The organism is Curvibacter sp. GW821-FHT01G03 (assembly GCF_059422285.1).
This window is the reverse complement of the sequence record NZ_JBWKWP010000020.1, coordinates 63211-82662: the sequence shown is the minus strand read 5'-3', so window position 1 is coordinate 82662 and position 19452 is coordinate 63211. Positions and strand designations below refer to the sequence as shown.

Below are 19452 nucleotides of genomic sequence, written 5' to 3'. Positions count from 1 at the left end.
ACAAACCCGCCATCATGCCAGCACTCAGGCTTGCAGGGCCTCATCGAGCACCTCGACCCAGTGCTTGACCGGTGTTGCGGTACCGCTTTGCAGGTGGGTGATGCAACCGATGTTGGCGCTGACGATGACCTCTGGTTGCAGCGCTTCGAGATGCCCCACCTTGCGGTCGCGCAGCTCGTAGGCAATGTCGGGGTTGAGCACCGAGTAGGTGCCGGCCGAGCCGCAGCACAGGTGGGCCTCGTTGCGCGCCACCTGCACGGTGAAGCCCAGCTCGCCCAGATGGGTCTCCACGCCGCCACGCAGTTTCTGGCCGTGTTGCAGCGTGCAGGGCGGGTGGAAGGCCACCACCCCCTGCGGGGCGCTCTTCAGGCGCGATTTGAGCAAGGGCACCAGGTCGGGCAGCAGTTCGCTGAGGTCACGCGTCATCGAACTGACCAGGGCGGCCTTTTCGGCGTAGGCCGGGTCATCGCGCAGCAGGTGGCCGTAATCCTTGATGGTGGCACCGCATCCCGAGGCATTGATGACCAGGGCCTCGACCTGGCCACTGCTGAGCAGGGGCCACCAGGCGTCGATGTTGGCGCGCATCTGGCCCAGGCCACCGCTCTGGTCGTTGAGGTGAAACTTGACCGCCCCACAGCAGCCGGCCTGGGGTGCGGTGACGCACTCGATGCCCGCGGCATCCAGCACCCGGGCGGTGGCGCTGTTGATGTTGGGCGACAGGGCCGGTTGCACGCAGCCGGCCAGGGTGAGCACCTTGCGGGCATGGCTGGCGCTGGGCCAACGCCCCGCCGACTGGGGCAGCGGCACCTTGGCGCGCAGCGTGGGTGGCAGAGCGCCGCGCACCATCTGGCCCAGTTTGAGGGCGGGGGCAAACAGCGGCGAAGGCAGGCCCTCCTTCAGCAGCCAGCGCACGGCCTTCTCGGACGCCGGGCGGGGCACCTGCTCGTCCACGATCTGGCGCCCGATGTCCACCAGATGCCCGTATTGCACGCCGCTGGGGCAGGTGCTTTCGCAATTGCGGCACGTCAGGCAGCGGTCCAGGTGCATCTGGGTCTTGCGGGTGGGGGCCTCGCCCTCGAGCACCTGCTTGATCAGGTAGATGCGGCCACGCGGGCCATCGAGTTCATCGCCCAGCAGCTGGTAAGTGGGGCAGGTGGCGGTGCAGAAGCCGCAGTGCACACATTTGCGCAGAATGGCCTCGGCCTCGCGGCCGGCCGCGCTGTCCTGGTATTGGGGGGCGAGATGGGTTTGCATGGTGGGAGCGGTAAAGGAGCGTGTTCTTGGGCCGCAGGCGGCCGTTGGAGAGAGTCAGTCGGCGGCGGCCCGCTGTTCGACCAGGCGCCCCAGCCGACGCAGGTCACCCAGCAGCGGCGGCAGCGACAGGGACAACAGCAGCGTGGCCAAAGGCAGCACCCAGATGAAGCCGATGTGCTTGAAGCCGGCCGCCCCCACGATGCCGCCCACGGTGAACAGGCCCAGCAAGGAGGCAAACAGCTTGAGCCGGGCCGGGTTGGCACGCACCTGGGGGCCGGCCCCGGGCACGCTGCCGTTCCAATACAGCATCTTGCCCAGTTCGATGCCCAGATCGGTGACGATCCCGGTCATGTGGGTGGTACGGATCTGGGCCGAGGAGATCTTGGTCACCAGCGCGTTCTGCAAGCCCATGATGAAGGCCAGCAACAGCACGGTGAACGGCACGGCAAAGGGGGTCTGGCGATTGAAGGTGCTGCCGATCAGGCCGAACAGCAGCATCAAGATGGCCTCCAGCAGCAGGGGCAGCGCGTAACCGCTGCGCAAATGGTGCACCCGGCCCCAGTTGACCAGCACGGCCGTCAAGGCGGCCCCGGCCGTGAAGGACAGCAAGGCCCCACAGGCCGACGCCACCAGCAGCACATTGCCCAGCACCAGGTTGTCGGCCAGCATGGACACAAAGCCCGACATGTGTGAGGTGTACATGCCTACCACCAGAAACCCACCCGCGTTGATGGCGCCGGCATTGAAGGCCAGCAAAAAGCCCAGCATCCGGTTGGTGGCCGGGGTACGGTGCAGTCCGGTGAGGTGTCGCAGGCGGCGCATGGGGTGGCGGCGGGAAGGCTCGAGCCGGCTTACCAGCCGCGGTACAGCCGGCCATGGCCGAACACGCCGGCCGGGTCGAACTGCTGCTTGAGGCCGCGCTGGATGCGATCGAGTGCCGGCGACAGCGGGGTGAAGACGTCGAGTCCGGCGTCCGGCCCGCGAAAACGGGTGGCATGCCCGCCCACACTGACCGCGTGGTGACGCAGCCGTTTGGCCTGGTCCGAGGGCGCATGCAACCAGCGCTGCGCGCCGCCCCACTCGATCAGGGTGGGCCCCAGCTGCAAAGGCACGGCGGTGTCAGGCACGGCCAGGCGCCACAGGCTGAAATCGGCCTGGGGCTGGAAAAAGGGGTGGGTCTGCTCGCGCAGCGACTGCCAGAAGGCCTGCGCCGGCTCGGGCGCCAACAGCTCGCCGCCCAGGCGCTGGCAGGCGGCCTGGACCGCGGCCTGGGCGCCGCGCAAACGCAGGTGGAGCACACCGGCCAGCCAGCACGAGGCATTGACGGGCAGAGGCTGGCCGCCCCAGGCGTTCAGGCGGGTCAGTGCGGTGGGCTCGTCGAATTCAAAGCGCAGCGTGGCCTCGGCCACCGGCACCGGCAGCACCTTGAGCGAGACCGAGGTGATCAGCCCCAGCGTGCCCAGTGAGCCCGCCAGCAGGCGCGACACGTCATAGCCGGCCACGTTTTTCATGACCTGGCCGCCAAAGGTGAGGTGCTCGGCACGGCCATTGACCAGCTCCAGCCCCAGCACGTAGTCGCGGACATTGCCCACCGCGGCCCGCGCCGGTCCGGCCAGGCCCGCCGCCACCATGCCCCCCACGGTGGCACCGGGGCCGAAATGCGGTGGCTCAAAGGGCAGGCACTGGCCCTGAGCCGCCAGTGCGGCCTCCAGCTCGGCCAGGGGGGTGCCCGCACCGGCGGTGATCACCAGTTCGCTGGGTTCGTAGGCGCTGATGCCCGACAGGCTGCGGGTGTCCAGGACCTGGCCATGCAGGCTCTGGCCATAGAAATCCTTGGTGCCACCGCCGCGGATGCGCAGGGGCGTGGCAGCGGCGGCGGCGGCGCGAATGCGCTCGATGAGGGTTTGCAAGGCGGTCTCCATGGGCGCAAATGGTACGCCCAGGGCCCGGGAGGCGCGATAGGCAGCCACGTGATTTTTTTGAACGCCCTGCATGCAGAAAATTGAGCCAGGGCAAATTCCACCGACCAAGGCCGGTCCGGAGCGGGTCCGCAGGACGCCCCCGGGCGGGGTCGGGGCTCAGAGGCTGTTCACGCCTCCCACGGGCCGCGCGAGATCGTGAACTGGCTCTCAGCCCTCGGCGAAGAAATTCACCGGCAGGCCCGGCACGTCGACCCGGGCGGCCAGCACGCGGCCGTTATCAGGCCAGCGCTCGGCCTCGGCCTCCGGACGGCCGTTGGACGCCGTGGTGACATACAGGGTGCGGCCATCGTCGCCCCCGAAGCAGGGCATGGTGGGGCAGCGGGCGGGCAGTGGCACCTCGGCCAGCAGTTCGCCTGCGGGCGAGAACTTGAGCAGGCGGCCGCCTTCGAACTGAGCGCTCCAGTAGTTGCCCTCAACATCGACCGCCGCACCGTCGGGGCGGCCACCATAGCCTGCGGCGGCGGCCATGTCGTCGGAGCGGAAGCCTTCGGGCTTGGGGGGCAGTTGGGCGAACAGGCGATGTCGGCGCAAGGCCCCGCTGGTGGGGTCGAAGGTCCAGGCGTCGATGCGGTGGTCCTGGGTGTCGGCCCAGTACAAGGTGCGGCTGTCGGGCGACCAGGCCAGCCCGTTGGACACCACGTTGTTGATGGCGCGCAAGGCCAGCGTGGGCTTGCCCCCCTCGCGGGCGTCCACGCTGAACAGCTCGCCCAGGCGGCGGTCGCGGGGCTCATAGATGGTGCCGGCCCAAAAGCGGCCCTGCGGGTCGCAGCGGCCATCGTTGAAGCGGGTGGTACGCGGGTCATAACTGAAACCAGCGATGCGCTGCAAGGTGCCGCCCCAATCGCGGGCGCGGTAGACACCATCACGCAGCGCCAGCACCAGGCCGCCAGCGTGGGCCGGTGCCACGCACCCGGGCTCGCTGGGCAGGGCCCAGTGCTCGATGTGGCCAGTGAAGACGTTGCAGCGCAGCAGTTCACGCCCGGGGATATCGACCCAGTACAGCATCTGCTCGTGCGGGTGCCAGAACGGCGATTCTCCAAGTTTGCTGCGTTCGGGGCTGACGGCCTGCCAGTTCAGTTGCAGGGTGGTGCTCATGCGGGTTCTCCTTCGTCATGGCTGACTTCGATGCTCATCTGCAAGGTCAGCGACTCGCCTGGCGCCAGCGTGCGCACCCCCAGTTCGGCCGGGGTGCGGCCCTGCGCGTGCTGCAGGTTGATGGCGTTGTTGGCATGGCTGACCGGCTCAATGGCCACGCTGTCTCGTTGAGGCTGGGTGCACACCACCAGGTAGGCGGTGTTGCTGCGCACGCGCACCGTCATGACCGGATCGCGCAAGGTGGCCAGGCCACGCCAGCCCTCGAAACAGTGGTCCAGGTCCAGCAGTTTGGCATCGGCGTGCAGGCCCGTGGACGGGGTGCGGTGAGTGGGCAGCTTGTCGGGGCCCATTTCCCAGCGAGCGGTGGCTTCGAAGGCCAGGTGGGCACCGGCCCGCTTGACGAACCAGGGGTGCCAGCCCAGGCCTGCAGGTACGGGCTGGGGCGACTGGTTGGTCATGCTCAGCGTCAGCTCCAGGGTGTTGTCGCGCAGGCGCAGGGTCTGGGAGGCGTCAAAGGCAAAGGGCCAGGCGCCGTCGGCCGGGTGTTCGAAGGCCATGAGCAGGCTGTCAGGGCTTTGCTCCAGCACCTGCCAGGCGCGTTGCCAGCCCACGCCGTGAATGGCATGGGGCTCGGGCGCGTTGTTGTGCACCAGGGGGTGGCCGGTGCCTTGCCAGTGCAGCACGGAGTGGCCGATGCGGTTGGAATACGGCACCAGCGGGTAGCTGCCGGATTGCCGGGCCTGGGCCAGGCCCTCAGGCGGCGGCAGGCGCAGCACCGGCTCGCCGCGCCACCACAGGCCGGCCAGACAGCCCCCCAGGTCGGGGCGTACTGCGCAACGCAGTTCACCGCCTGCGGCGGTGTTGTCCAGGATCAGGGTGGGGGCATCGTGCATGGCATTCACCTTGGCGGCCGGGGCGGCGAAAAACGGAATCCCGGATTGTGCCCTCGGCCCGGAATGGCTCGCGCAAAAAAAGGGCCCGCCGAAGCGGGCCCAATATCCAAGGGAGACTCTCAATGAAAAAAACCTCGGAGGGGTCGCAGGGCAGCTACGGCCCCTCCGGCATGGCCTCAACGGTTGTAAGCCGTTTCGCCGTGCGAGGTGATGTCCAGACCTTCGCGCTCGTCTTCTTCGCTGACGCGCAGGCCAATGGTCAGGTCGACCACCTTGTAGGACACGAACGAGACCACGCCCGACCAGACCACGGTGACCAGGACGGCCTTGGTCTGGATCCAGACTTGGGAAGCGATGGAGTAGTCAGCAGCAGTGATGCCGGTGGCCGTGACCCAGTCAGCCACGAAGCCAGGGCCGCCCAGGGAAGGCGAGTTGAACACGCCGGTCAGGATGGCACCCAGGATACCGCCCACGCCGTGCACACCGAACACGTCCAGGGTGTCGTCAGCGCCGAGGATCTTCTTCAGACCGGTCACGCCCCACAGGCAGACAAAGCCAGCCAGCAGACCGATCACCAGTGCACCGCCGATACCGACGTTGCCGGCAGCCGGGGTGATGGCCACCAGGCCGGCGACGGCGCCAGAAGCAGCACCCAGCATCGAGGCCTTGCCCTTGTGCAGGGCTTCACCCACGGACCAGGACAGCACAGCGGCAGCAGTGGCGCCGAAGGTGTTGATGAAGGCCAGGGCGGCAAAACCGTTGGCTTCCAGAGCGGAGCCGGCGTTGAACCCGAACCAGCCCACCCACAGCAGCGAGGCGCCGACCATGGTCAGGGTCAGGCTGTGAGGCGCCATCGATTCCTTGCCGTAGCCGATGCGCTTGCCGACCATGAAGGCACCCACCAGGCCCGCCACAGCGGCGTTGATGTGCACCACGGTGCCGCCGGCGAAGTCCAGCGCGCCCCATTGCCAGATCATGCCGGCCTTGCCGTTCATGGCATCCACAACGTCCTTGCCGGTGTAAGCGTCCGGGCCCATCCAGAACCAGACCATGTGGGCGATCGGAGCGTAGCTGAAGGTGAACCACAGCACCATGAACATCAGCACGGCCGAGAACTTGATGCGTTCGGCAAAGGCGCCGACGATCAGCGTGCAGGTGATGCCGGCGAAGGTGGCCTGGAAGGCGGCAAACACGATTTCAGGAATCACGACACCCTTGCTGAAGGTGGCAGCGTTCACGAAAGTGCCTGCGGCGTTGTCCCAGATGCCCTTCATGAACAGCCGGTCAAAGCCGCCGATGAAGGAGCCCCCCTCGGTGAAGGCCAGGCTGTAGCCGTAGATGAACCACAGCACGACGATCAGCGAGAACGTGACCATCACCTGCATCAGCACGGACAGCATGTTCTTGCTGCGCACCAGGCCGCCGTAGAACAGGGCCAGGCCCGGCACGGTCATCAGGATGACCAGCAGGGTGGAGACCATCATCCAGGCGGTGTCGCCCTTGTTGGGAACCGGCTGCGGAGCAGCGGCAGCAGCAGCATCGGCCGGGGCGGCTGCGGCTGCGGCAGGTGCTGCGGCATCGGCCGGCTTGGCATCAGCGGCCTTGGCTTCGGCAGCAGGTGCTGCAGCAGCCGGTGCTTCAGCCGCGGGCGCGGCGGGAGTCTGAGCCAGCACGGCGCCGCCGGCAAACATCAGACTGAAACCCAGTGCAATCGTTGCGAATAGCTTTTTCATGGTTGTGACTTTCTTTCGGACGTGACCGAGGGCTCGTTTACAGGGCCTCTTTACCGGTCTCGCCGGTACGGATGCGGACCACCTGCTCGAGGTCGTACACAAAGATCTTCCCGTCGCCGATCTTGCCGGTGCGGGCTGCGGACTCCACGGCTTCGATGACGCGCTCGACCAGGTCGTCGGCCACCGCAGCTTCGATCTTCACCTTGGGCAGGAAGTCGACGACGTATTCGGCACCGCGGTAGAGCTCGGTATGGCCCTTCTGGCGACCGAAGCCCTTCACTTCCGTGACGGTGATGCCTTGCACACCCATCGCGGACAGGGCTTCACGCACCTCGTCCAGCTTGAAGGGTTTGATGATGGCGGTTACGAGTTTCATGCGTTCTCCTAGGGCCAGGGCCGCTGATCAGAAGTTGTACTTGACGCTGACGACGACACCGTCACGACCGAGGTTCTTGTTGGACGGGGACACGTAAGCGCCGCTCTTGGCGTCGGTACCGAGCACGGCGCCCGACACGACGAAACCATTGCCCAGGTCCTTGTTCAGGGTCAGGGCGTAATCGGTGTAGCTGTACAGGCCATTGTTCTTGACCAGTTGGCGGCCCACGTGAGGCACCAGGCTCAGGCCATTGCCCAGGTCGAAGGTGGCCGACACGTCGAGGTAGCCGCTGTTCTTGCTGTTGGGGGTACCGAACAGGTCGGACAGGCTGTGCGAATACTTGGCGGTGACCACGTTGTAGGTCAGGGCGCCGTAGATTTCATCGGTGTTGGCATTGGTGCCCGACACGTTCTTGTAGGTGTTGCCCACGTATTCGTAGCGCAGGTAGCCCACGTCGTAGGCCACGTCCTTGACCACTTCACCGCGGTAGCCGCCATACAGGTCGAGCTCGACCGGGCCCTTGGCGTTGACGCCGGCCACCGTGCCGCCGTCCTTGATCCACTTGATGGTGGAGGCCCAGGCACCCACGTAGAAGCCGCTGGTGTGGGTGAAATCGACGCCGCCTTGCACGGCCGGCAGGAAACGCGACTGCGAAATGCCGCGATAGCGGTATTCGGAGGCCAGGCTGGCGTTGAAGGCCAGCGTGTTTTCAGGCGCGGCAGCCGGAGCTTCGGCCGGTGCAGCAGTCTGGGCAAACGAAGACGAGGCAGCCAGGGTCAGAGCGGCCAGGATCATTGTTTTTTTGACGTCGAATTTCACGGAGTTCTCCTGTTAAAAAAAATCATCGGGTTGACGCTGCACTTATGCAGGTTGTGTGCCAACTTTTGCGGCTCTTTGCGCAAATCCCCGTTGCCGCCAGCGGAACGCCCTGGAAGTGGGCGGGTCTTTTTGTTTCAAAATTGTTAGAAGAGCACCTAATTGGTGCAATTACGTGCAGCCTACGCCGATCGGCCTCCCAATGCACTCTTCTGGTGACGAGATGAACAGGAGCGCATGAAAATGGGTCTTTCTTTGGTGCAAAGCCGGGTTTTGCTCGGTTTCGAGGCGCTGCCGGTGACCGTTGAGGTGCATCTGGCCAATGGCCTGCCCAGCTTCACCCTGGTGGGCCTGGCCGAAGTCGAAGTCAAGGAGGCGCGCGAGCGCGTGCGCTCGGCCCTGCAGAACTCGGGGCTGGAGTTTCCGCACAACAAGCGCATCACCGTCAATCTGGCGCCCGCCGACCTGCCCAAGGACTCCGGCCGCTTCGACCTGCCCATCGCCCTGGGCCTGCTGGCCGCCAGCGAGCAGATCGACCCGGCCCGGCTGGCCGGGCACGAGTTCGCGGGTGAACTGTCGCTGTCCGGCGAACTGCGCCCGGTCAGCGGCGCACTGGCCATGTGCCTGGCCCTGCACCGCCAAGGGGGCGAGCCCGTGCAACTGGTGCTGCCCCCCGGCAGTGCCGAAGAGGCCGCCCTGGTGCCCGACATGCCGGTCTGGCGCGCCAACCACCTGCTGGACGTGGTGCAGGCCTTTGCCTGGTCGTCCGGCGAAGGCCCGACCGCCGAGGCCGAAGCGGGCACCGGCCTGGTGCGGGTGCAGGCACCGGCGCGCAACCCGGCCTTCAGCGGGCCGGATCTCCGAGACGTTCGGGGCCAGGCCGCGGCCAAGCGGGCCCTGGAGATCGCCGCGGCCGGCCACCACAGCCTGCTGATGAGCGGCCCCCCAGGCTCTGGCAAATCCATGCTGGCCCAGCGCTTTGCCGGCCTGCTGCCCGACATGAGCCTGGACGAGGCCCTGGAAAGCGCGGCCGTGGCCAGCCTGGAGGGGCGCTTCAACATCAGTGACTGGGGCCGCAGGCCCACCCGGCAGCCGCACCACACGGCCAGCGCCGTGGCCCTGGTGGGGGGCGGATCACCGCCCCGCCCCGGCGAAATCTCGCTGGCCCACCATGGTGTGCTGTTCCTCGATGAAATGCCCGAATTTCCGCGCAGCGCCCTGGAGGCCCTGCGCGAGCCGCTGGAAACCGGTGAGATCACCATCTCGCGGGCCGGGCGGCGGGCCAACTTCCCGGCCCGCTTCCTATTACTGGGCGCCATGAACCCCTGCCCCTGTGGCTACCACGGCTCGACCCTGCGCGCCTGCCGCTGTTCGCCCGAGCAGATCGCACGCTACCAAGGCCGACTCAGCGGCCCCCTGCTCGACCGCATCGACCTGCACCTGGAAGTGACGGCCGTGCCGGCGCTGGAGTTGCTGCCCGGCGTGACCAACGCCGTGCCGCCCCTGCCCGCCACCGACAGCGCCGAACTGCGCGCCCGCGTGGCCCAGGCCCGGGCCCGCGCCCTGCGACGACAGGGCGGCCCCAACCGAGACCTGCAAGGCCAGGCGCTGGACACCCATCTGCAGCTGGGCGAGGGCGTGGCCGGCCTGCTGCAGGCCATGAGCCGCCAATGGGCCTGGTCGGCCCGCGGCGTGCACCGGGTGCTGCGCGTGGCCCGCAGCGTGGCCGACCTGGCCGATTCAGACACCGTGCTGGCCGAGCACCTGGCCGAAGCCGCGCAGTACCGGCCGCTGGTGGTGCGGCGCTGAGGCTCAGCGCCGCGCCGCCGGCAAATCGCTGTCGGTCAAGGTGCGCAGGAAAGCCACCAGATCGCGCACGTCCGCCTCGCTGAGGCGAGCCCGCCCGCCCGGGCCGGTGCCGAAGGGGGCCTCGGTGTTCACATTGGATTCGTAGCTGGCGGGCAGATCGTCATACTTTTTCACGCGACCGTCGCGGCCCCGCGGATACACGCGCTCAGGCCGGGCATCCCGATCGGCATAGAAGCGCACCGCATCCTCCAGCCGGTGGTAAGCCCCGTTGTGAAAGAACGCCTGGCGCACCGCCACGTTGCGCAGGCTGGGGGTCTTGAACAGACCACAGTACTCGGGGTGGTCCTTCAGATCGGTGCGCAAGGGGCCACACAGGCCCAGATCGAACCAGGCCGGATCGGCGTTGGCACGGATGGCGGGGTTGCGTGGCACGCCCAGGGCGATCAGGCCGTGGTCGGTGAACTCCGGAAACGCCCCACGCTTGACCGCACCCGGGTGGCACTGCAGGCAGTTGCCCTTGTTCTGGTCGTTGAAGACGGCCATGCCGCGCCGCTCGGCCGCATTGAGCTGGGCCTGGCCGCGCAAAAAGGCGTCGTAGCGGCTGTTGTAGGGGTAAAAATCGGCCGGGCTTTGCTGGAACACCTCCAGCGCCCAGAGCAGGCCCTTCCAGGCCTTGTCGGGCTGGCTCAGCACCTGGGGCCCGAAAGTGGTGCGAAAAGCGCCTGCACTCGGTGAAGCGGCCAAGCGAGCCACCACGTCCGCCGGGCTGCGGTTGGCCATCTCCAACGGTGACAACAAGGGCATCTCGGCCTGCTCATGCGCCGAATTGGCGCGCCCGTCCCAGGTGCGCCCCCCGGTGGGGCCCTGGTCGATGCTGTCGTTGCCGTCGCTGTCATTGAAGTGCTCGCTGAACGGGGGGGTGGCCTGCCGATAGCGCAGCGAGGGCACAGCACGCAAGCCCTGCAGGCGCCCGTCGGGGCCGCCCAACTGCACCGCCAGGGCGTTGGCCGGCCCATACGCGTGCTGCGGGCTGTGGCACGAGGCGCAGCTCATGCGGCCCGAGGCCGACAAGGCTGGCTCATTGAACAGGCGCCGCCCCAGCTCGGTCAGTTCGGCCGGATTGGGTTGGCGCTCGAAGCGGGTGGCATAGAAGGGCTGGGCTGGCTCCGACGGTGCGGCCCCAACCGTGCCCGCCAAGGCACACCAAGACAACACAGCAGCAGAAAAAGCAGAAGACAGACGGCTCACGGGCGACGCTTTCGACAACAGAGGTCGCCCTTGTACCGCCGCCCCGTGGCAATGCCGTGACAGCCAGACAGTCGGCTGTGGGCGGACACGAGGGCAGCCGCCCCATTGCAAAGACACGGTAAAGAAGGGCCGGATTCCGCGCATGTAAACGGTCTGTCACAGGCGCTCGGAACACTGAGCCGTCCATCTTTGTCACCCACCGGGATCACTCCACCATGAAAAACCGTCCCTCGCTGAAAGGCCTTGCCGTCTTTCCCTTGACCGTGCTGGCTGCACTGGCGCTGAGCGCCTGCGGCAGCGACAGCGTCGACACCACCACCGCCCTGCGCTCCAAGGTGAAGAACGTGGTCGTCATCTACGCCGAAAACCGCTCCTTCGACGGCTTGTATGGCAACTTCCCAGGTGCCAACGGCATCAGCAACCTGTACGACGCCAACGGCAAGCTGACCTCGGCCTACGTGCCGCAAAAAGACCGCAACGGCAACGTGCTGGCCACCCTGCCCCAGACCTGGGGCGGTGTGACGGCCGGCGGCGTGACCCCGGTGGTGACCCAGGCGCAAAGCGCTGGCCTGGCCAACGCGCCGTTCTCGATCGAAACCGCCTTCCAGGCCGCCTCGAACGCCGTGCTGACCACCGCCACGGTGACGCGCGACCTGTACCACCGCTTCTTCGAAAACCAGATGCAGATCAACGGCGGCGCCAACGACATGTTTGCCGCCTGGTCAGACGCCGGCGGCCTGACCATGGGCCGTTTCGACACCAGCGGTACCGCCATGTACAAGCTGGCCCAGCAATACGTGCTGGCCGACAACTTCTTCCAGGGCGCCTTCGGCGGCTCGTTCCTGAACCACCAGTACCTGGTGTGCGCCTGCGCCCCCGAGTACCCGAACGCCGACACCGCCACCGCCGCCCCCACCATCGCGGTGCTGAACAAGGACGCCAGCGGCAAGTACACCAGCACACTGACCACCAAGTCGACCAGCCCGGCCTCGGCCCTGGACGGCGCCCCCAGCTATGTGCTGAGCGGCAACATCACCCCCGCCAACTACTTTGGTGACGGCAAGTTCTACGCCGTGAACACCATGCAGCCGCCCTACCAGCCCAGCGGCAACGCCCCGGCCAACGTGACTGGCAGCAACGGCCTGTACGCCAACGCCACCAAGGCCACCACCCTGCCCGCGCAGACGGCCACGAACATCGGCGACCTGATGGATGCCAAGAACGTGACCTGGAAGTGGTACAGCGGCGCCTGGAACAGCGCCCTGGCCGACGGCGTGCAAGACCCCTCGGCCACCCGCTCGGTGATCTACGCCGGCAACAGTTTTGGTGTGGCCACCACCGCCAATGTGGACTTCCAGCCGCACCACCAGCCTTTCAACTACTACGCCAAGGCCGACCCGGTGACCGGCGCCGCCTACCGCACCAACCACCTGAAGGACTACAACGACCTGGTCGCCGATGCCGCCGCCGGCACCCTGCCCGCAGTGACCTTCTACAAGCCCGAAGGCCTGTACAACCAGCACCCCGGCTACGCCAATATCAAGGACGCCGACAGCAAGATCGCTGACCTGATCGCCAAGCTGCAGGCCAGCCCGCAGTGGAACAACATGGTGGTGGTCGTGACCTATGACGAGTTCGGCGGCACCTGGGACCACGTGGCCCCGCCCAAGGGCGACCTGATCGGCCCCGGCACCCGCATCCCGGCCCTGGTGATCTCGCCCCTGGCCAAGAAGGGCACCGTGGACCACACCCAGTACGACACCGCCTCGGTGCTGCGCCTGATCACCCGCACCTTCAGCCTGGACACCCTGCCCGGCCTGGCCTCGCGTGACGCCGCATTGAAGGCCAATGGTGCCTCCGTCATGGGCGACCTGACCAATGCGCTGCAGCTGAACTGATCGAGCATTTGAGCGGAGCATTTGGGCGCTGTCAGCGCCCAAGCCACAGGCCGGCCCCTCTGCCAGGGGGCCGGCTTTTTTATCAGCGCGTTGGCAAGCTGGCTGGGTCCACCATACCCGCCACGAAGAATGTCGCTTTGGCACTCATGATTGGCACCTCATCCACCATGACAATGGCGTTGGCAAAGGCCAGACGGGCACCGACCTTGACCACCGTGACACGCGCCTCCAACCAATCCCCGATCTTGGCGACCCCTACATAGTCCAGACCCAGGCTCACCGTGGTCAGCCGCATCGGCGGCGTCTGCGACAAAGCGGTCACGTAGCCCAGCGACACATCGGCCAGCGTGGCGAGCAGTCCCCCGTGCACGGTGCCTGAGGCGTTGGTGTGCTTTTCTTCGACGCGCAGGCCCAGCACCAAACCGTCCTTCACAGGTTTGAAGAAATAGGGCCCCGTGGCCTCCAGAAAGGGACTGGTGCGAAAGAGCGGCTGGAAGCTAGCGGGGGGGCTCGCCGTGCTCATGTGCGTTCCACCTTGGCAAGGGTCGCCAATGCGATGGCAACCAGCTTTCTGTCGCCCGCGCGCTCAGCAAACACTTCGGCCTGGGTCACCACCGTCCGTGACGATTCCTTGATGACTGAGCCGACACCGATCAGGCGATCACCGAGCGCAGGTGCCAGAAAGTTGAGCTTGTACTCCGAGGTGAGCACATCGCCTGCCACAGAGCCCGCGGCCCAGGCACAGGCGCTGTCCGCCACAAAGCCGATCACGGCACCATGCACAAAGCCGTGGTGCTGATTCACCCGGTCCGCCACAATGGGTATGACGAGCTCGACCCTGCCTGGTTCAATGGAAAGGACCTCGGCTTGCAGGCAGGTGGCAAAGGGCGTCTTCGCGATGATGGATTGCAAATAGGCCTTCATGGCATCGTGGTTCATGAGCAGTCTCCTGATGGGTTGAACAGTGAGTGCCGGAACGGCCGCTGCACTCGCATGCCCCCATGGGCCCAACAGAACGGCGGGTTCAGCACACCACAATTGAAGGCCCATGGAGTGCCCAGTCCTGTCCCCCACGCGGCAAGGCCGGGTCCGCTACGACCAACGCTGTCCAATGCTGATCGACGGGGCCTACCTGCCCCCTGACACCTAAGCCATCGACAAGGGCGGCATGCACCGCGACATCAAGGATGCGCAGCCCCCGCCCGCAGCCGCGCCAGCGCCCCCGGCAGATCCGCCCAGGCGGGCTGCCCCGGCGCATAGCGCTGACGCAGCCAGCCGACCAGTTCGACGATCTGGGTGTCGCTCAGGGCCTGGTCGAAGGCGGGCATGAAGCCCAACTCAGCGGTGGCAGGCTCGCGCACGCCGTGCAGCAGGGTGCGCAGCAGGTTGTCGGGGCGTTCGCTGTGCAGCTTGCTGCTCAACGCCAGGGGCACGTTGGCGCCCAGCAGGCGCGGGCCGTCGCCGTCGTGGTGGCAGGCGGCGCAGGCACCTTCGAACAGGCGTTGCACCCGCCCCGGGGCCGGGGCCTGGGCCGCGGCGGTGGCGACCTGACGCGCGGCGCGCTCAGGGGCGTCGGGCACGGCAGGGTTGAAGCTGGCCAGGTAGGTGGCCATGGCGCGGATGTCGCTGTCGGGCAGGGCCTGCAGCTCGCGCACCACCGGGGCCATGGGCCCCAGGGCAGCGCCATGCTGGGCACTGTGGCCGTGGCGCAGGTAGTCGTACAGGGCCTGGCCTGTCCAGGGCACGGGGGCGCGCGACAGGCCGGTGAGGGCCGGGGCCTCCCAGCCGTCGATCAGGGCACCTGACAGAAACGCCGCCCCGCCCTGCTCGGCCCCCAAGGCGTTGCGCGGGGTGTGGCAGGCGCCGCAGTGGCCCAGGCCCTGCACCAGGTAGGCGCCGCGGTTCCATTCGGGGCTCTGGCCGGGCTCGGGCTGCCAGGGGCTGGGGTCATGGTAGAGCGCGTTCCAGCCCGCCATGAGCCAACGCTGGTTGAACGGAAAGCGCATCTCGGGCGCCGGGGTTTCGGCCCGCACCGGGGGTTGCGACATCAGCCAGGCGTACAGCGCGGTGAGGTCGTCATCGCTCATCTTGGCGAAGGCGGTGTAGGGAAAGGCCGGGTACAGGTGATGGCCGTCGCGCGACAGGCCCTCGCGCATGGCGCGCTGGAAGGCACTGAAGGACCAGCGGCCCAGGCCGGTCTCGGGGTCGGGCGTGAGGTTGCTGGTGTAGAGGCGGCCGAAGGGCGTGTCCATGGCCCGCCCGCCCGCGTTGACGGCCCCGCCCGGCGCGGTGTGGCACACCGCGCAGTCGCCTGCCGCGGCCAGCAGCCGCCCTCGCTCCAGCGTGGCCGCGTTGTAGACCGAGGCCCCGCCTGTGCTCTGCACCGGTGCGATGGCCGGGCGCCAGCCCAGCACGCTCAGGCCCAGACCGACGCCCGCGGCCAGCAAGGCGCCGACGCGGGCCCAGGGGCGACGCTGGCGTGGCAGCACGGCACCAGGCGGCAGACCGGCGGGAGCTGGCAAGGCTGGAGGCAAGGCCTGCGGCGGCGCTTCTGCGCCTGCCCCGGGCCCGGCCGACGGCAAGGGGTTGAGCGCGGCACGCACCACCTCGGGCGTGAAGGGCGGCGCCCGAAAGCGCACGCCAGTGGCATCGAAGATGGCGTTGGCAATGGCCGCCGTGCCGGGCACCGACGACGATTCACCGGCCCCCAGCGGGGCTTCGCCGGGGCGCGGCATGTGGACGATCTCGACCACCGGCACTTCGCGGAAGCTCAGGATGGGGTAACTGCCCCAGTCGCGGCTGGCCAGCACCGGCGCAGCAGCCGCAGCCCCCTCGGTGCGCAGCGGGGTCTCGAACTGCAGTTGCTCTTTCAGGGCCCGGCTGGTGGTCTGCACCACGTTGCCATGCACCTGGCGTTCGATGCCCGCGGGGTTGACCATGAGTCCCGCATCGTGTCCCACCACCACCCGGCGCACATGCACCTCGCCGGTTTGGCGGTTCACGTCCACATCGGCCACCCAGGCCGCCCAGGCGGCGCCGAAGCCGGGCCACTGGCTGTGCACATAGCGCGCATAGGCAAAGCCCTGGCCGTGCAGCCAATCGGGCTGGGCCGGGTCGGCCTGCAGGCGGGGGCCGGTGCGGGGCTGCCAGCCGGCCTTCTGTGCCGTGGCCTGCACCAGTTCGATGGCACGCGGGTCGCTCAGGTGCTGCAGCCGGTAGGCCACCGGGTCGATGCCAGCAGCGGCGGCCAGTTCGTCGATGTAGCTTTCGTGGGCAAAGGAGTTGGGCAGGGCCGAGACGCCGCGCAGCCATGAGGCACGGATCACGGGCGGCATGTCGTTCACCGCCACGCGCAGGTTGTCGTAGTCGTAGGGCGGGCGGGCCGTGCGGTCGCCCATCTCGTAGGCCTGGGCCGTGGGCTCGATGCGGCGGGTGAGCAGCAGCGCCAGCGTGGGCGCGCCGTTGCTGGGGTAAGAGGTCTCGAAGTCGTAGGCGGCCACCGAGCCGTCGGCATTCAGGCCGCCGCGCACCTGCATGAGTTGGGCCGTGCCCTTGGGCTCCCAGAGATGCTCCTGCTCGCGGGTGAGCTGCACGCGCACCGGGGCCCCCACGGCCCGCGACAGCAGGGCCGCATCGGCGGCCACGTCGTCGGCGCCGTTGCGGCCATAGCAGCCCGAGGCCTCCAGGCGAACCAGGTCGATGTCGACATCGGCCAGTTCCATCAGCCGGGCCAGGTCGGCACGCAGCACATGCGGGTTCTGGGTGCCGGCCCACACGGCCAGGCGCGGGCTGTGCCCCGCCGGCTGCCAATGGGCCACCGCACACGACGGCCCCAGCGAGGCATGCAGCTGGTAGGGCCAGACATAGGTGCGGTCCATGGGCTGGGCCGCGGCGGCCCGGGCGGTCTCGACATCGCCCTCGTCGACCAAGCGGCGCTGGGTGGCCGGGTTGTTGCGCAGCGCCTGCTGCACCGCCTCGGGGTGGCCCAGATCAGGCAGGCCGGGAAAGGGCTTCCAGCGCACACGCAGCTCGCGCAGGGCCTGCTCGGCGTGCTCCTCGCGCTCGGCCACCACGCCCACGAAATCGCGGATCACCACCACCGCCCGCAGGCCCGGGATGTGGGCTACCGAGGCCTCGTCCACCGACTCCAGCGTGTTGCCGATGAAGTCACCATGGTCGGCCCCGGCGTAGGGCGGACGGACGACCCGCCCATGCAGGATGCCGGGCAGGCGGAAGTCATGCACGAAATCACCCTGGCCCTGCACCTTGGCGGGGATGTCCACCCGGGGCACGGATTGGCCGACCAGGCGGTAGTCGGCGGCCGGCTTGGTGGGGGTGGCCGGGTCCAGCCGCAGCGAGGCCTGGCGGCCTTGCAGCAGCCGGCCCAGGGGCCAGGCCTCGGTGAGGCCGGGCCCTTGCAACAGACCGTCGCGCAGGGTGAGGGACTCGGGCTGGCAACCCGCTTGGGCCGCGGCCTCGGCCAGCAGCCAATGGCGGGCCTGGGCGGCGGCCTGGCGCAGTGGCTGGGCATGAATCTGCAAGGTGGCACTGGCGATGGTGGCGCCCTGGTTGGGCGCCCGCGTGGTGTCGCCCAGCACCATGTGCACGGCGGCCATGGGCAGGTCGAGTTCTTCGGCCACGATCTGCGCCAGGGCGGTGCCGATGCCGGTGCCCAGGTCAACGTGGCCATTGAGCGCGGTGACCGAGCCATCGTCCCACACGGCCAGCAGCAACTCGGGGCCTTCGGCGGGGTTGCTGGGCACGGACAGAGGTTGGCCTGGCGTGGGGGTGCGGGGCGGCGGCGGATCGCGCCAGACCAGCAGCACGCCCTGGGCGGCAAAGTAATCGGCGCGGTGCTGGGGGATCTCGGCGCGCCGGGTCACGGGCCGGGGCGGGGTCATGGGCAGTGTCATTCACCCACCCCAGCGCCACGCAGCAGCACCGCAGCGCGCTGCACCGCGCGCACGATCTCGACATGGGTGCCGCAGCGGCACAGGTTGCGCGAGAGTTCACGCCGGATGGCGGCCTCGTCGGGGTCGGGCTCACGCGCCAGCAGGGCCGCCGCCATCATGACCATGCCGTTGAGGCAGTAGCCGCACTGGGCCGCCTGTTCGTCAATGAAGGCCTGTTGCACCGGGTGCAGACCCGCCGCGTCCGAACCAGGGGCCAGCCCCTCCAGCGTGGTGATGCGGCGCCCGGCCACGCCCTGGGCCGGGATCACGCAGGCCCGTGCCGGCACGCCGTCCACCCACACGGTGCAGGCGCCGCACTGGCCCAGGCCACAGCCGTACTTGGGGCCATTCAGGCCGAGGTCGTTGCGCAGCACGTGCAGCAGGGTGGCCTGGGCCGAGTCGGGCAGGGTCACGGCCTGGCCGTTGACCTCAAGAGCGGGGGTGGGCATGGCAGATCTGGCAAGCGGGGCAGAGGTGATAGCAGCCGGTTCATTCAGTGTTCACTGAACTTGAAACGCGTGGCTGCCCAGTGTGGCCGGGCGCGCCCGGTCCGCACAGGGGGTTTTCAGCAGGTCACGCCAAGGCCAGGTCGCTGGACTGGATGCGCTTGACGCCCTTGGCCGCCATCTGCTTCCAGGCGGCGTCGAGCGAGCCGTTGAGGTCGATGCCGCGGCAGGCGTCTTCGATCACATAGGTGTTGAAGCCCAGGCGCCGGGCATCGAGTGCCGTCCAGGCCACGCAGAAGTCGGTGGCCAGACCGGTCACGAAGACGGTCTTGATGCCGCGGGCCTTGAGGTAGCCCGCCAGGCCGGTGGCCGTCTTGCGGTCGGCCTCTTCGAACGCCGAGTAGCTGTCGACATGCTGGTGAAAGCCCTTGCGCAGAATGATCTGGGCCTGGGGCACCTTGAGGTCCTTGTGCAGGGCCGCGTCGTCGGTGCCTTGCACGCAATGGTCGGGCCACAGCACCTGCTGGCCGTAGCTGAGCTTGGTGGTTTCAAAAGGCTTCTTGCCGGGATAGCTGCTGGCAAACGAGGCATGGGCCTGGGTGTGCCAATCTTGCGTGACCACCACGTTCTCAAAGGCGGGGGCGATGCGGTTGATCACCGGCACCACCTCGTCGCCCTTGGCGACGGGCAAGGTGCCACCGGGCACAAAGCAGTTCTGCACGTCGACCACGATCAGTGCGCTGTCGGCACCGGGCTTGATGGCGGCCGCGAAAGCGCGTTGCGACAGGCCGGCGCCCGCCAACCCGAGCAGGGCGGCAGACTGGAGAAACTGGCGGCGTTGGGACATCGAAAGCGGCAAAGACATGGCATCACTCCTGGGGGTTTGGATGACTGACACAACAACAGATGAGGGGCGCACCACGGCAAGCATGAGCCGTGCCGCCCCGCGG

Annotated in this window: 16 protein-coding genes; 2 read left to right on the top strand and 14 right to left on the bottom strand. The window is 68.1% G+C overall.

Features of this window, described 5'->3' with window-relative positions; all coding sequences use genetic code 11:
- Window positions 1–24: 24 nt before the first annotated feature.
- From glcF to AC07VS_RS24170, 8 genes are all read right to left on the bottom strand, one after another.
- On the bottom strand, window positions 25–1254 hold the full coding sequence (gene glcF / locus AC07VS_RS24205) for a glycolate oxidase subunit GlcF (RefSeq protein WP_494752233.1): 1230 nt from the start codon (window positions 1252–1254) through the stop codon (window positions 25–27).
- A gap of 54 nt (window positions 1255–1308) precedes the next feature.
- On the bottom strand, window positions 1309–2076 hold the full coding sequence (locus tag AC07VS_RS24200; RefSeq protein ID WP_492350560.1) for a YoaK family protein: 768 nt from the start codon (window positions 2074–2076) through the stop codon (window positions 1309–1311).
- Between the two features lie 29 nt (window positions 2077–2105).
- Window positions 2106–3176, bottom strand: coding sequence for a glycolate oxidase subunit GlcE (gene glcE, locus AC07VS_RS24195; protein ID WP_494752251.1), 1071 nt, complete (start codon window positions 3174–3176; stop codon window positions 2106–2108).
- A 207-nt stretch (window positions 3177–3383) separates the two neighbouring features.
- Window positions 3384–4331 (bottom strand): SMP-30/gluconolactonase/LRE family protein, encoded by a 948-nt coding sequence (locus tag AC07VS_RS24190; protein WP_494655940.1) that lies wholly within the window; start codon window positions 4329–4331, stop codon window positions 3384–3386.
- A complete protein-coding gene (locus AC07VS_RS24185; protein WP_494752232.1) occupies window positions 4328–5224 on the bottom strand; it encodes an aldose 1-epimerase in 897 nt (298 codons plus the stop codon). The genes AC07VS_RS24190 and AC07VS_RS24185 overlap by 4 nt, the downstream gene beginning before the upstream one ends.
- A gap of 176 nt (window positions 5225–5400) precedes the next feature.
- On the bottom strand, window positions 5401–6957 hold the full coding sequence (locus AC07VS_RS24180) for an ammonium transporter (protein ID WP_494655938.1): 1557 nt from the start codon (window positions 6955–6957) through the stop codon (window positions 5401–5403).
- A gap of 37 nt (window positions 6958–6994) precedes the next feature.
- On the bottom strand, window positions 6995–7333 hold the full coding sequence (gene glnK, locus AC07VS_RS24175) for a P-II family nitrogen regulator (RefSeq protein ID WP_019573583.1): 339 nt from the start codon (window positions 7331–7333) through the stop codon (window positions 6995–6997).
- 27 nt (window positions 7334–7360) lie between these two features.
- Window positions 7361–8128 carry a TorF family putative porin gene (locus AC07VS_RS24170; RefSeq protein WP_494655966.1) on the bottom strand — a complete coding sequence of 256 codons (768 nt, stop codon included), beginning with the start codon at window positions 8126–8128 and terminating at the stop codon, window positions 7361–7363.
- Between the two features lie 264 nt (window positions 8129–8392).
- On the opposite strand from AC07VS_RS24170, the gene AC07VS_RS24165 reads away from it, so the two are divergent.
- Window positions 8393–9958 carry a YifB family Mg chelatase-like AAA ATPase gene (locus AC07VS_RS24165; protein ID WP_494752231.1) on the top strand — a complete coding sequence of 522 codons (1566 nt, stop codon included), beginning with the start codon at window positions 8393–8395 and terminating at the stop codon, window positions 9956–9958.
- A 3-nt stretch (window positions 9959–9961) separates the two neighbouring features.
- Here the strand turns inward: AC07VS_RS24165 and AC07VS_RS24160 are convergent, their stop codons facing one another.
- The gene (locus AC07VS_RS24160; protein ID WP_492350570.1) at window positions 9962–11197 is read right to left on the bottom strand and encodes a cytochrome-c peroxidase; all 1236 of its coding nucleotides are present in this window, start codon (window positions 11195–11197) and stop codon (window positions 9962–9964) included.
- A gap of 224 nt (window positions 11198–11421) precedes the next feature.
- Between AC07VS_RS24160 and acpA the strand changes: the two genes are divergently transcribed.
- On the top strand, window positions 11422–13104 hold the full coding sequence (gene acpA / locus AC07VS_RS24155; protein ID WP_492350565.1) for an acid phosphatase: 1683 nt from the start codon (window positions 11422–11424) through the stop codon (window positions 13102–13104).
- An 82-nt stretch (window positions 13105–13186) separates the two neighbouring features.
- Here the strand turns inward: acpA and AC07VS_RS24150 are convergent, their stop codons facing one another.
- From AC07VS_RS24150 to pncA, 5 genes are all read right to left on the bottom strand, one after another.
- Complete coding sequence (locus tag AC07VS_RS24150; protein ID WP_494752230.1) at window positions 13187–13627, bottom strand: PaaI family thioesterase; 441 nt, start codon at window positions 13625–13627, stop codon at window positions 13187–13189.
- Window positions 13624–14043 (bottom strand): PaaI family thioesterase, encoded by a 420-nt coding sequence (locus AC07VS_RS24145; RefSeq protein WP_494752229.1) that lies wholly within the window; start codon window positions 14041–14043, stop codon window positions 13624–13626. The genes AC07VS_RS24150 and AC07VS_RS24145 overlap by 4 nt, the downstream gene beginning before the upstream one ends.
- 242 nt (window positions 14044–14285) lie before the next feature.
- Window positions 14286–18005, bottom strand: coding sequence for a molybdopterin cofactor-binding domain-containing protein (locus AC07VS_RS24140; protein WP_494752228.1), 3720 nt, complete (start codon window positions 18003–18005; stop codon window positions 14286–14288).
- 8 nt (window positions 18006–18013) lie between these two features.
- On the bottom strand, window positions 18014–18505 hold the full coding sequence (locus AC07VS_RS24135) for a (2Fe-2S)-binding protein (RefSeq protein ID WP_494752227.1): 492 nt from the start codon (window positions 18503–18505) through the stop codon (window positions 18014–18016).
- Between the two features lie 124 nt (window positions 18506–18629).
- A complete protein-coding gene (gene pncA, locus AC07VS_RS24130; RefSeq protein WP_492349579.1) occupies window positions 18630–19367 on the bottom strand; it encodes a bifunctional nicotinamidase/pyrazinamidase in 738 nt (245 codons plus the stop codon).
- Window positions 19368–19452 lie beyond the last annotated feature (85 nt).

What these genes read in the sequence shown, in the direction of transcription:
- glcF (WP_494752233.1), bottom strand. Translation starts at nt 1,254, where the DNA reads ATGCAAACCCATCTCGCCCCCCAATACCAGGACAGCGCGGCCGGCCGC.
- AC07VS_RS24200 (WP_492350560.1), bottom strand. Translation starts at nt 2,076, where the DNA reads ATGCGCCGCCTGCGACACCTCACCGGACTGCACCGTACCCCGGCCACC.
- glcE (WP_494752251.1), bottom strand. Translation starts at nt 3,176, where the DNA reads ATGGAGACCGCCTTGCAAACCCTCATCGAGCGCATTCGCGCCGCCGCC.
- AC07VS_RS24190 (WP_494655940.1), bottom strand. Translation starts at nt 4,331, where the DNA reads ATGAGCACCACCCTGCAACTGAACTGGCAGGCCGTCAGCCCCGAACGC.
- AC07VS_RS24185 (WP_494752232.1), bottom strand. Translation starts at nt 5,224, where the DNA reads ATGCACGATGCCCCCACCCTGATCCTGGACAACACCGCCGCAGGCGGT.
- AC07VS_RS24180 (WP_494655938.1), bottom strand. Translation starts at nt 6,957, where the DNA reads ATGAAAAAGCTATTCGCAACGATTGCACTGGGTTTCAGTCTGATGTTT.
- glnK (WP_019573583.1), bottom strand. Translation starts at nt 7,333, where the DNA reads ATGAAACTCGTAACCGCCATCATCAAACCCTTCAAGCTGGACGAGGTG.
- AC07VS_RS24170 (WP_494655966.1), bottom strand. Translation starts at nt 8,128, where the DNA reads ATGATCCTGGCCGCTCTGACCCTGGCTGCCTCGTCTTCGTTTGCCCAG.
- AC07VS_RS24165 (WP_494752231.1), top strand. Translation starts at nt 8,393, where the DNA reads ATGGGTCTTTCTTTGGTGCAAAGCCGGGTTTTGCTCGGTTTCGAGGCG.
- acpA (WP_492350565.1), top strand. Translation starts at nt 11,422, where the DNA reads ATGAAAAACCGTCCCTCGCTGAAAGGCCTTGCCGTCTTTCCCTTGACC.
- AC07VS_RS24150 (WP_494752230.1), bottom strand. Translation starts at nt 13,627, where the DNA reads ATGAGCACGGCGAGCCCCCCCGCTAGCTTCCAGCCGCTCTTTCGCACC.
- AC07VS_RS24145 (WP_494752229.1), bottom strand. Translation starts at nt 14,043, where the DNA reads ATGAACCACGATGCCATGAAGGCCTATTTGCAATCCATCATCGCGAAG.
- AC07VS_RS24140 (WP_494752228.1), bottom strand. Translation starts at nt 18,005, where the DNA reads ATGACCCCGCCCCGGCCCGTGACCCGGCGCGCCGAGATCCCCCAGCAC.
- AC07VS_RS24135 (WP_494752227.1), bottom strand. Translation starts at nt 18,505, where the DNA reads ATGCCCACCCCCGCTCTTGAGGTCAACGGCCAGGCCGTGACCCTGCCC.
- pncA (WP_492349579.1), bottom strand. Translation starts at nt 19,367, where the DNA reads ATGTCTTTGCCGCTTTCGATGTCCCAACGCCGCCAGTTTCTCCAGTCT.